10 protein-coding genes are annotated in these 11,551 nt (G+C 75.2%); 8 read left to right on the forward strand and 2 right to left on the reverse strand.

The window, feature by feature from the left end; genetic code table 11:
* From IE321_RS25370 to IE321_RS25390, 5 genes are all read left to right on the forward strand, one after another.
* Positions 1-563, forward strand: a 563-nt coding sequence (locus tag IE321_RS25370; protein ID WP_268257422.1) for a rhodanese-like domain-containing protein, incomplete at its 5' end; no start/stop codon positions are given.
* A gap of 72 nt (positions 564-635) precedes the next feature.
* Entirely contained in the window at positions 636-1,211 is a 576-nt protein-coding gene (locus IE321_RS25375) for a rhodanese-like domain-containing protein (RefSeq protein WP_043230118.1), read from the forward strand.
* Entirely contained in the window at positions 1,208-2,071 is an 864-nt protein-coding gene (locus IE321_RS25380; protein ID WP_190224654.1) for a sulfite exporter TauE/SafE family protein, read from the forward strand. The genes IE321_RS25375 and IE321_RS25380 overlap by 4 nt, the downstream gene beginning before the upstream one ends.
* Positions 2,072-2,168: 97 nt before the next feature.
* The gene (locus tag IE321_RS25385) at positions 2,169-2,414 is read left to right on the forward strand and encodes a metal-sensitive transcriptional regulator (protein WP_200426903.1); all 246 of its coding nucleotides are present in this window, start codon (positions 2,169-2,171) and stop codon (positions 2,412-2,414) included.
* Between the two features lie 133 nt (positions 2,415-2,547).
* Positions 2,548-3,138: a TetR/AcrR family transcriptional regulator gene (locus IE321_RS25390; protein ID WP_043230123.1), complete on the forward strand. Its 591-nt coding sequence runs from the start codon at positions 2,548-2,550 to the stop codon at positions 3,136-3,138.
* Between the two features lie 12 nt (positions 3,139-3,150).
* On the opposite strand, the gene IE321_RS25395 is transcribed toward IE321_RS25390, so the two are convergent.
* On the reverse strand, positions 3,151-4,947 hold the full coding sequence (locus IE321_RS25395; protein ID WP_079022429.1) for a BCCT family transporter: 1,797 nt from the start codon (positions 4,945-4,947) through the stop codon (positions 3,151-3,153).
* Positions 4,948-5,062: 115 nt separating this feature from the next.
* Positions 5,063-8,722, reverse strand: a complete 3,660-nt coding sequence (locus IE321_RS25400; RefSeq protein ID WP_190224655.1) for a WGR and DUF4132 domain-containing protein — start codon at positions 8,720-8,722, stop codon at positions 5,063-5,065.
* 219 nt (positions 8,723-8,941) lie between these two features.
* Between IE321_RS25400 and IE321_RS25405 the strand changes: the two genes are divergently transcribed.
* The 3 genes from IE321_RS25405 (at position 8,942) to IE321_RS25415 (ending at position 11,430) form a co-directional block, all read left to right on the forward strand.
* Entirely contained in the window at positions 8,942-9,646 is a 705-nt protein-coding gene (locus IE321_RS25405; RefSeq protein ID WP_190224656.1) for a DUF2470 domain-containing protein, read from the forward strand.
* A gap of 66 nt (positions 9,647-9,712) precedes the next feature.
* On the forward strand, positions 9,713-10,612 hold the full coding sequence (locus IE321_RS25410) for a DUF817 domain-containing protein (RefSeq protein WP_079022430.1): 900 nt from the start codon (positions 9,713-9,715) through the stop codon (positions 10,610-10,612).
* Between the two features lie 566 nt (positions 10,613-11,178).
* Positions 11,179-11,430 carry an EF-hand domain-containing protein gene (locus tag IE321_RS25415; protein ID WP_043230128.1) on the forward strand — a complete coding sequence of 84 codons (252 nt, stop codon included), beginning with the start codon at positions 11,179-11,181 and terminating at the stop codon, positions 11,428-11,430.
* The last annotated feature ends 121 nt before the right edge of the window (positions 11,431-11,551 follow it).

Below are 11,551 nucleotides of genomic sequence, written 5' to 3' on the forward strand. Positions count from 1 at the left end.
CCCGCGACCCGCAGGAGTTCGCGGCCGGGCACCTGCGCGGCGCGGTGAACGTGCCGGCCGACGGACGCTTCGCCGAGCAGGCGGGCACGGTCCTCGACCCGGCCGACCGGCTCGTCGTCATCGCGCCCGAGCAGCGCGAGGAGGAGATCGTCACCCGGCTCGCCCGCGTCGGCTTCGACCGCGCCGAGGGCTACCTCGCCGCGCCGGAGGCGGCCCTGGAGGCGCTGGCCGACGAGGTCGGCCCGGCCGGCCGGGTCACCGCCGCCCGGCTGCGGGCCGCGCTCGCCGACGAGCGCCCGCCGGTCGTCGTGGACGTGCGCACCTGCGGCGAGCGGGAGGCGAACGGCTTCATCGACGCCGCCCTGCACCTCCCGCTCAACGAACTCCCCGCCCGCAGCGCCGAGCTCCCCACCGACCGGCCGCTCGTCCTGCACTGCGCGGGCGGCCACCGGTCCTCCATCGCCGCCAGCCTGCTGCGCCACCGAGGCTTCGAGGACGTCTCCGACATCCTCGGCGGCTACGCGGCCTGGGCGCTGACCGCGACGGAACCCGCCACCGCCTGACGGCGCCGCCCGCCCACCGTCCCCGCCCCCCATTTCCCGTCCCCCACCCCGAACGAACGGAACCACTCCCCCATGAGCACCGCCCCCGCCTCCCTCTCCCCCGCCGTCCTGCACCGCCTCGTCCAGGAGGGCAAGGCCCCGCGGCTCCTCGACGTCCGCACGCCCGGCGAGTTCCGCACGGCGCACATCCGGGGCTCGTACAACGTGCCCCTGAACACCCTGCGCGAGCACCGCGCGGAACTGCTCTCGCACCTGGACGAGGAGGTCGTGCTCGTCTGCCGCTCGGGCCAGCGGGCCCGCGAGGCGGAGCAGGCCCTCGCCCAGGCCGGGCTGCCGAACCTCCGCGTCCTGGACGGCGGCATGGTCGCCTGGGAGACGGCCGGGGCGCCGGTCGAGCGCGGACCCGAGCGGTGGGACATGGAGCGCCAGGTCCGCCTCGTCGCCGGCTCGGTCGTCCTCGTCACCGGGCTCGTCGGCATCGCCGTCCCCGGCGCCCACCTCGTCGGCACGGCGATCGGCGCCGGCCTGACCTACGCGGCCCTCAGCAACTCCTGCGCCATGGGCGTGCTGCTGTCCAAGCTGCCCTACAACCGGGGCCCCCGCACCGACATCCGCACCGTCCTCGCGGAGCTGCGGAGCACTCGGTGACCGTCCTGATCGTGGCGGCCTCGCTGCTCGTCGGCGTCAGTCTCGGCGTCCTGGGCGGCGGGGGCTCCATCCTCACGGTGCCGATCCTGGTCTACCTCGCCGGGCAGGACCCCAAGGAGGCGATCGCGACCTCCCTGTTCGTCGTGGGCGCCACCAGCCTCGCCGCCCTCGTCCCGCACGCCCGCGCCCACCGGGTGCGGTGGCGGACCGGCCTGCTCTTCGGCGCGTTCAGCATGGCGGGCGCCTACGGCGGCGGACGCCTCGCCGAGTACGTCCCCGGCACCGCCCTGCTCATCGCCTTCGCGCTGATGATGCTCGCCACGGCCTTCGCGATGCTGCGCCGCCCCCGGACCGCCCGCGAGCCGAAGGCCCGCCGCGGCGAACTGCCGGTGAAGCACGTCGCGGCCGAAGGCCTGGCGGTGGGCGCGGTGACCGGTCTGGTCGGCTCCGGCGGCGGCTTCCTCGTCGTCCCGGCGCTCGCCCTCCTGGGCGGTCTGCCCATGGGGGTCGCCGTCGGCACCTCGCTGCTGGTCATCGCCATGAACTCGTTCGCCGGCCTGGCCGGACACCTCTCGGGCGTCTCCCTGGACTGGGGCCTCGCCCTGACCGTCACCGCGGCGGCCGTCCTCGGCAGCCTGGCCGGCGGTCGCGTGGCCGGCCGGATCCCGCAGCAGGTCCTGCGCAGGGCGTTCGGCTGGTTCGTCGTCGCGATGGGGGTCTTCGTCCTCGGCCGGCAGCTCGGCCCCGGCGTCTGGGCCCACCCCGTCACCTGGGCGGTCCTGGGCGCCGCGGGGGCGGGGGCGGTGGCCGTCGGGGTCGTCCGGCGGGCCCGGGGCCGCGCCGTGGCGGCCCGCGAGTAGCCCCCACCGACACTGTCCGATTTAATACCCTAGGGGGTATCATGGGGCCGGGGGTGAGACACGAAGGAGGACTGCCGTGCAGGTCGACGAAGAGGCGATGGCGCCGGTGCTCAACCGGCTGCGGCGCGCCCAGGGCCAGCTGGCCGGCGTGATCGCCATGGTCGAGGCGGGCCGCGACTGCAAGGACGTGGTGACGCAGCTGGCCGCCGTCTCCCGGGCCCTGGACCGGGCAGGGTTCAAGATCGTCGCCAGTGGGATGCGGCAGTGCCTGTCCGACGCCTCGGCCGACACCCCGCCCATGACCGAGGCGGAGCTGGAGAAGCTCTTCCTGGCCCTGGCCTGAACCCCGTCGCGAGGGCCCCGGAGACGCCCGGCGCCCTCGCGACGGGGTCCGGCGGCGGCCGCGCCTCCTATGCTGACCTGGTACGGAATCACCAGGCCACGGATGGCACGCGACCAAAGGGGCACCCCGCTCGATGAGCCCGAAGCAGCAGCGCGGAGAAGTCACCGTCGAGCGCGTCCTCGACGCCGCGCTCGACCTCTACGCGCGCGAGGGGGAGGCGGGTCTCACCGTCGCCGCCCTGACCCGGCTGAGCGGCGTCAGCACCGGCAGCGTCTACCACCACTTCGGCAACCTCCACGGAGTGATCAGCGCCCTCGCCCTGCGCTGGCTCGGGCGCCTCGTCGGCGAGCTCTCCACCGCCCTGACCGCCCACCAGGACGCGCGCTCCGGCATCGAAGCGGTCATCCACACCTACCTGGACTTCGTCCGCACCCAGCCGGCCGCCGCCCGCCTCCTGCACTCCCCCTTCGCGGACCAGGAGGGCACGGCGCGCGCCGCCGAGATCCGGGACAACCAGGAGGCCCGGCTCACCCCGATCGAGCACTGGCTCGACGGCCACCGCAAGGCCGGCGAGCTGGCCGACCTCCCGACGCCCGTCATCGAGACCCTCGTCCTCGGCCCGGTCATCGGCCTGGCCCGCCGCTGGCTCACCCTCGGCGACGTCGACCTCGAAGAGGCCATCCGCCTGCTCCCCGACCGGATCTGGCGCTCGGTCAGCCCCTGACGGGCGGCGGAGTCACCGGGGGCCGGGCGCCGCGGGCCCGCCCGGCGCGACCGGGGCGGTTCCGTCGGCGGGGCCGTCCGTGGCACCGTCGGCGGCGCCCGGGCCGATGCGCAGCTCGAAGTCGCCGTCGTACTTCTCGTGCCCGGCGATCACCGCGACCCCGACGACCTCCTCGCCGACCTGGCCGCGCACGATCAGCGGGTCCTCGCGCAGGTCCCGCATCAGCGCCACGCACATGCCGATCATCACCAGCACGAACGGGGCGGCGACCAGGATCGTCAGGTTCTGCAGGCCCGCCAGGGCGTCGCCCTGCCCGTCGCCGATGAGCAGCATGATCGCGGCGACGGCCCCCGTCACCACGCCCCAGAAGATCACCACCGGACGGGTCGGCTCCATCGCCCCGCGCTGGGACAGGGTGCCCATGACGATGGAGGCCGCGTCCGCGCCGGAGACGAAGAAGATGCCGACGAGGACCATCACGAGCAGGCTCATCACCCCCGTCAGCGGGAACTCCTGGAGCAGCCCGAAGAGCTGCCCCTCCGGGGTCGTCTCGCCGCTGAGCTCACCCTGCTCGCTCAGCCGCATCGCGGTGCCGCCGAAGATCGCGAACCAGACCAGGCTGACCGTGCTCGGCACCAGGATGACGCCGCCGATGAACTGGCGGATCGTCCGGCCCCGGCTGATGCGGGCGATGAACATGCCGACGAAGGGCGTCCACGAGATCCACCACGCCCAGTAGAAGACGGTCCAGCTGCCGAGCCAGCCGTGGATGTCGTCACCGCTGGTGGCCTCGGTGCGGCCGGCCAGCTGGGGCAGGTCGCCGATGTACGCGGCGATGGAGGTCGGCAGCAGGTCGAGGACGATGATCGTGGGGCCCGCGACGAACACGAAGACGGCGAGCAGCAGCGCCAGCACCATGTTGATGTTGGAGAGCCACTGGATGCCCTTCTCCACGCCGGAGACGGCCGACAGCACGAAGGCCACGGTCAGCACGGCGATGATGGCGACGAGCAGACCGGTGCCGGCCTTCTCCATCCAGCCCAGCTCCTCCACGCCGCTGCCGATCTGGAGCGCGCCAAGGCCCAGCGAGGCGGCCGAGCCGAAGAGGGTGGCGAAGATGGCGAGGATGTCGATGACCCGTCCGGGGCCGCCGAGCGCCCGGCGCTCGCCCATCAGCGGCACGAAGACGGCGCTGATGGTCTGGCGGCGCCGGCGGCGGAAGGTCGAGTAGGCGATGGCCAGGCCGACGACGGCGTAGATCGCCCACGGGTGGAGCGTCCAGTGGAACAGCGTGGTGGCCATCGCCGTCTCCATCCGCTCGGCGGAGTCCGCCGGGGACGTGCCGGGCGGCGGGGTGCCGTAGTGGGCGAGCGGCTCGCTCACGCCGTAGAACATCAGACCGATGCCCATGCCCGCGCTGAACATCATGGCGATCCAGGAGACCGTGCGGAACTCCGGGCCCTCGCCCTCCTGCCCGAGGGTGATCCGTCCGTACCGGCTGATCGCCAGCCACAGCGCGAAGACGACGAAGCCGGAGGCGGCCAGCATGAACGCCCAGCCGCCGTCCCGGATCAGCCCGTCGAGGAGGCTGCTGGAGACCGACTCCAGGCTGTCCGTGGCCGTCGCGCCCCAGACGACGAACGCCAGGGTGAGCACGGCGGTGACGCCGAAGACGATCGGGTCGGTGCGGGCGGGATGGCGGTGACCGTGATCGGGCAGATCCGCCGTCACCCTGCGCGCGCCCCGCCCGGGCCCGCCCTTGCCTCCGCCGTCCCGCCCGTCGCCCGGACCCTGTCCGACCTCTGCCATCTATAGCCCCTTTTCCTGCCAAACGGGACATACGACTCATGTCCCCCTAAGGCAGTACCACAGGCGGGGCGTACTCGGTGGACCAACAGGCCGGGCGGAGGCGGATCCCCGAAGGTCAGTTCCGGGCCGTCAGCTCCGTGAGGTCGGTGAGGAGTTCGGAGACGGTGACCGGGTCGAGGTCGGCGAAGCGCAGCGGATGGGCGCGGCTCGGCCGGTGGTCGCCGGGATGGGTGTCGAGCCAGACCGTGTCGAGGGTCTGGTCGGGGAACTCGTCGAGCATGCCGACGGCGATGCCCGGTTCCAGCTGGACGACCAGGTGGCACTCGGGGCCGAGGCGCCGGTGGAACCAGCGCTCGACGCCGGCGTCCTGCGGGATGCCGCGCTCCCAGCCGCGCTTCTGGAGTCCGAGGAGCCGGCCGACCGGGACGGTGACGCCCTCGAAGCGGGTGAGGCGGGCGCCGGCCGCCTCCCGCTCGGTGGTGGCGTGGACCTGCCTGCGGAGCTGCGGGAAGGGCTGGACGATCTCGTGGTCGGCGAGGAGCTCGGACCAGACGTCGGTCCGGCCCGGGAAGCGCAGGGGGTGCGGCAGGCCGACCGTCGCGTCGTCGTCGACGGTCACCAGCGCGCCGCGGGCGTCGACGCAGCCCCGGCCCTCGGCGATCCGGAAGGCGGTGGCGGCGCCGTCCCGGGCGACGCTCCAGACGAGGCGGCGCGCGAGGTGCCGGACGAGGGGGTGCTCGACGAACAGCTGCCGGAACTCGGCGCCGGTCCAGGAACGGCCGTCGACCATGGCGGCCTCCAGACGGCGGACCTGGTCGGCGGCGAGGGCGCGGACCTCCTTCTTGAGCGCCAGGTAGCGCTTGCGCTCGGCGGTGGCCAGCTCCGTCTCGTCGCGGGCGCCGGGCTTGGGGAGGTCCTTGAGGCGGCGGCCCTCGGCGTCGCGGACGTACGGCTCGAGGGCCTCGTCGAAGCCGACGGAGAAGAGACGGGTGCCGTAGTCGACGACGGTGGAGCCGTCGGCGTCCAGGCCGAGGTCGGGCACCAGCCGGTCCGCGAGCTGCTCGCCGGTGAGGCCGAGCCCCTCGGCGACCTCGGCGATCTTCTCCTGGGCGCGCTGCCTGAGCGCCTTGAAGCGGACGCGCTGGGAGATGCCGTGGAGGTGGAGGAGCGCGCTGTCGGTGCCGACGGCGGCGAGCACGTCGAGCCCTTCGACGGCCCGGTGGTGGGCCCCCTCGCCGGGCCAGGAACGGATCACGGGGGCGAGGGCGCGGACGGTGTCGTCGTCGCCGAACCAGCCGAGTGCGTGCAGCGTCCACGCCTCCTTGGGCGGCATCCCGACGATCCGCCACTCCTCGAAGAGGCCCCAGGCGAAGCCGGCCAGCGACTCCGGGGTGCACAGCTCCCGGACCTCGGCGAGGCCGGGGTAGGGGGCGCCCGGCCGAGAGACGGAGACCATGGTGAGCAGGTGGGAGACGGCGGACACCGGCAGCGTGGCACCGGTCCGCAGCCGGATCCGGGGCAGCACGCGGGGATCGCACCACGCCGGGGCCTGCGGCATCCGGGCCGGCAGCGCGGAGACCAGCGGGTCGGTGGCGAGCAGTTCGTCGACGGCCCGGCCGGTCTCCTCGCCGTACTCCGCGGCGGCGGTACGGACGCCCTCGGGGCCCTGCGCGGCGACGAGGGCCCGGAGGGCGCCCTCGGCGGCGGTCCGCTCGGGACCCGCCGCGCCGACGGCGTCGGGGACGAGGAGCCGGGCCGCGTCGGCGCCGTGCCGGAGCAGCCAGGTGCGGGCGGTGCGCCCGGCGGTCTTGAGGCGGAGCAGCCAGCTCGCCATCAGCCGGGCGACCCGGACGTCGAGGTACGGCAGCAGCACCTCGGCCATGGGGGCGGGGTGGAGCGGGGCCATGCGGAGGATCGGCGGCAGGGCGGCCGCCTCGTGGGCGGCGACGAGCGGCTTGAAGACCTCGGCGCCGTCGTAGCAGTACTCCGTGCCGTCCCAGTCGGCGAGGAAGGGGCGGACCCGCTCGGCGGGACCGTTCACGAGGACGCCGACGGTGTGCCAGTGGTGCAGGCGCCCGTCGAGGAGCTTGTCGACCAGCACGTCCAAGGGCTCGTACGGCTGCCAGCCGGTCACCCAGGACTCGGCGGTGGCCCAGGTCCGCCGCTCCCCCTCGCGCCAGACGAGCCGGGTGCCGGAGGGCGCCACGGGGCCGGTGACGACCACGGGCCTGGCGGCCGGGCGCCGCACGGTCCACGGGGGACGGGCGAGGAGGGCGGGGAGGTCGGCCGGGGCGGCGTCGTGCGTGGTGTCCTGGGCGCGGGTCAGCGGCTCGACGATCCCGGCGGCCTCGGCGGGCAGTTCGGGCAGCACGGCGAGGGCGAGCGCGCGGTGGGCGGCGACGTGCCCGGCGAGCATCCGGCGGACCAGCGGCCCCTCGGGCGTGTCCGCGCGGGCGGCGAGGGCGAGCAGCCGGAGGGCGCGGGCGGGGAAGCGGCGGGCGGCGGCGGCCAGTTCGACGCGGACGTGCTTGTCGCCGACCCGGTCGAGGAGGGCCTGGAACGCCTCGTCGGAGGGGAGGTGGGCGAGGGCGGCGGCGAGGGCCTTGAGGTCGTCGGTGCCGAGGTACGGCCGGTCGGTCTCGGCGATGAGGAAGGGCGCCATCGCGGTGCCCGCGCCGTCCGCGACGGTGGCGATGGCGGTCGCGGTCCAGCCGCGCCAGCCGAGGTCGGCGCGCCCGCCGTAGGCGGCGGTCTGCTCGGCGGTGACGCAGCAGACGAGCAGGGTGCGCACCCAGTTCTGGAGGTGCTCGCGGAGGTCCGGGTCGGCCAGGCACTCGTCGGTCCAGGCCCGTTCGGTGGGCACCAGGTAGGAGACGGCGACGCGGCGGCGGGGCGTGGTGCGGTGGCGGGCGAGGGCGGCGACGGCCGCGGCGTAGGTGGCGTCGTCGGTGACGGCGAGGAGCGCGCGGACCCGGTCGAGGGCGTCGAGGGACGCGCCGCCCTCGCTCCTGGTGTTCTCGACGGCCCGGTCGATCCCGCACGCCTCGCCGCCCCCCGCGCCCTGCCCCCGGATGCGGCGGCATTCGAGGAGTTCGACGGCGGCGACGGCGGCGAAGGGCAGCCCGTGCGCGAGGGTCCAGGCGTCGGCGGCGACGCTCCGCCCGGCCTCCGGGGGAAGCAGGGCGGTGAGGACGGCGGCGCCGACGGGGTCGGGGCTGCCGGCGTCGTGCGCGCGGGCGGCCTCGACGAGGTCGGCGTCGCTGCGGTCGGCGTCGAGGGAGCGGTCGACCTCGGCGGCGAAGCGGGCGCGCCACTCGGCGAGGCGGGCGGGCGCCCCGGCGTCGGGACGGGGGTCCGGGACGGGGGTGCCGCCGCGACGCGGCCGGAGGTTCCGCTTCCACGCCTCGGGCAGCACGAAGGTCGACTCGTCGGGCCGGACGGCGGAGGTCTCGGTCACCTGTTCCAGGGGGAGTTCGGCGGCGGGCACGCCCCCGGGGGCCCCGGAGGCGGCCGCGGCCCGGGACGCGGAGGCGGCTCCGGACCGGGGCGCGGGGACCGGAGCGGGACCGGAAGCGGTGGCGACGTAGCCCTTCCGCTCCTTCTCGCCGACGGCCCTCACCAGGTACGCCTCGGCCTGCGCGGGCGTGCCGAACTCCTTGACGCGGGTCTGCCCGGCCGCGCCGATCCGCCCGAACCGGACGGTCACCGAGGCGCCTTCGGCTCCGGCCTCCCAGAACTTCCCCGCGCCGTCCCCGGCGTGCTCCCAGCGGCGCACGGCCCCTCCCGCATGTAACTCGTCCGAATGGCTGCTCCGCACAGTAGCGGGGGCGACCGACAACCCCCGAAATCCCTCCGTTTCGGGGGGTCCTGGACACCGCCGGGTCCAGGACGGCACCGGACCCGGGACGCCGGGGGTCCTGGACACCACCCCCCAGCATGGTTAGGTTAGCCTTACCTAAAATTTGAACCCGAGATCCGATCGAGGAGAGTCCCCGTGAGCGTCGCCCCCTCCCCCGCCCTGCCCCAGCAGACCGCCGCGGAACAGGTCCGCTCCGTCCTCGCCCGGGCCCTCTCCCTCTCGCTCACGCTCGGCGGACAGACCTACGACCTCCTCGGCGCGCACACCGTCGGCGCCCGCGGCCGGATCACCCTCCACCCGCCCGCCGACACCCCGCTCACCGACCACCTCGCCCTCGCCCCGGCCGACGCCCTCGACGCCCGGATCGACCTCACCGACATCGCCCCCACCGCGCTGCGCGACCGGGTCCGCGCCCGGGTCACCCTCACCGGCCGGCTCGCCCCCGCCACCCCCGGCGACCCCGGCTCGCTCCGCCTCGACCTCGCCCGCGTCGTCCTGCGCACCGGCACCGGCACCCACGAGGTCGCCCCCGGCGCGTACACCCTCGCCGCCCCCGACCCGCTCGCCCTCGAAGAGGCCGCGCTCCTCACCCACCTCGCCGACGCCCACGCCGACCTCGTCTCCGAGCTCGTCGACCGGGCCGGCTCCCGCCTCCCCCACGGCGTCGTCCGTGCCCTCCCGCTCGCCATGGACCGGCACGCCGTGTCGCTGCGCTGCGAGTACGGCGAGGGCCACTGCGACCTCCGCCTCCTCTTCCCCGGCGAGGCCCGCGACGCCGCGGAGGCCGGCGACATGGTCCGCCGCCTGCTCACCGCCCCGCGCTGCGCCCACCACCACTGACCGCTCCGCCGCGGACCGCGACCCCAGCCCGGAAACCGCACACACGCGCGGGGCGTCCCCTCCCCCATGGACCGGATCACCCACGCATTCCGTCAGCTCTGGCGCTTCGCGCTCCTGGAGGCGCGCTGCTGCGCCTTCGCCGTCGCGCTCGTCGGCGGCATCGCGGTCTCGACGCTCCTGCCCGAGCTGCCCGTCGCGCGCTACGACCTGCTGCTCGGCTACGGGATCCTGCTCACCGTGCTGGCCTGGCGGCTCGGCTGGGACACCGGGCGCGACGTCGCGGTCATCGCCGTCTGCCATCTGATCGGCCTGTTCTTCGAACTGGTCAAGGTCCGCATGGGCTCCTGGAGCTACCCGGAGGACGCGGTCACCAAGGTCGGCGGCGTCCCCCTCTACGGCGGCTTCCTGTACGCGGCCGTCGGCAGCTACGTCTGCCGCGCCTGGCGCCTGTTCGACCTGCGCCTGACCGGCTACCGCCCCCGGATCATGGCGGTCCTCGCCGCGGCGGTCTACCTCAACTTCTTCAGCCACCACTGGCTGCCCGACGCCCGCTGGGCGCTCGCCGGGCTGCTGCTCCTCGCCACCGCCGGCACCTGGGTCCGCTTCCGCGTCGGGGAGAGCGACCACCGGATGCCGCTGGCCCTCTCCTTCGTCCTCATCGGCTTCTTCCTCTGGATCGCCGAGAACGCCGCCACCTACGTCGGCGCCTGGAGCTACCCCGACCAGCTCGACGGCTGGCGGCCCGTCTCGGTCGCCAAGTTCGGCGCCTGGGCCCTCCTCATCACCGTCACCTTCGTCCTGGCCTACGGCAGGGGCTCCTCGCCCCGGCGGATCCCGAGCGTGGCGAGGAGGTCCTCGTGGAGCTCCATCCAGACGGTGTGGCAGGAGTCGGCGCGCGGGCGGTCGACCCAGGACAGCTCGCCGCGGCGGACGCGCGCGAGGGCGGTGGTGAAGCGGTCGCCGTAACCGGCGAAGCGGGGCAGCCGGGCGCCCAGCTCGGCGGAAAGGGTGTCGATGACGCCCCCGAGGACGGTCAGCTCGTCCAGGACCCGGGCGTCCCAGGCCGCGTCGCCGTGGGTGTTGACGGCGAGCCGGCCGGCCCCGTCGGGGCGCAGCTGCCAGTCGGTGCAGGCGGTCAGGCAGCGGGCGTTGTACGCCAGGAAGGTCTCGTACCGGTCGCGGACGAAGGGGCCGAGCCCGGTCGCGGCCAGCTCCTCGGCGAGCAGCCGCTCGCCCTCCGCGCGCCCCCGGTCGGTGAGGCTCCAGCCGGAGGTGCCGGCGAAGGAGCCGCGCGACACCCTGCCGTACGCCTGGAGGTCGAGCAGCAGCTCGTCGACGGCCTCCGCGTCGAGCCCGAAGCGCTCGGCGGCCTCCGTCCCGGTGGTCATGCCCCGCAGCCGGACGGCGTGCAGGACGAGGAGCTCGGGGGCGGCGGGAACAGCGGGCTTCACCATGGGCCAGAGCTTAGGCAACCCGGAGGGCGGCCGGGGCGTCCTTCCCCGCAGGAAGCCGCCCCGACCCGAGGACATGCCATGAGCGACAAGGCCCGCGCCCTCTTCGACGCGCTCGACCTCGACCACGACGGCACGCTGACGCGTGTCGAGGTCATCGTCGCCCTGCGGGAGAAGGGCCCCACCCTGGCGGCGCACGGCGTGATCCCCTTCTGGGGCGTGGGCGGCGACGACGAGTCCGCCGCCCTCTTCGACGCCGCCGACCAGAACGGCGACCGCCTGCTCAGCTTCGAGGAGTTCGCCGCCGTCGTGGACCGCCGCTTCGGGTGGTGACTCCCGCGCCCCGGGGGCAGGACCGGGGCGCGGGAGCCGCTCGCCGGAGAGGGAGGACACGGGCCCTCGCCTGCCGAGCGGGGGTGCACGATCGGCCCCGGCGTCCGGCTCCGCCTCGCCG

The sequence above is a fragment of the Streptomyces hydrogenans genome (assembly GCF_014656075.1).
Lineage (GTDB): Bacteria > Actinomycetota > Actinomycetes > Streptomycetales > Streptomycetaceae > Streptomyces > Streptomyces hydrogenans.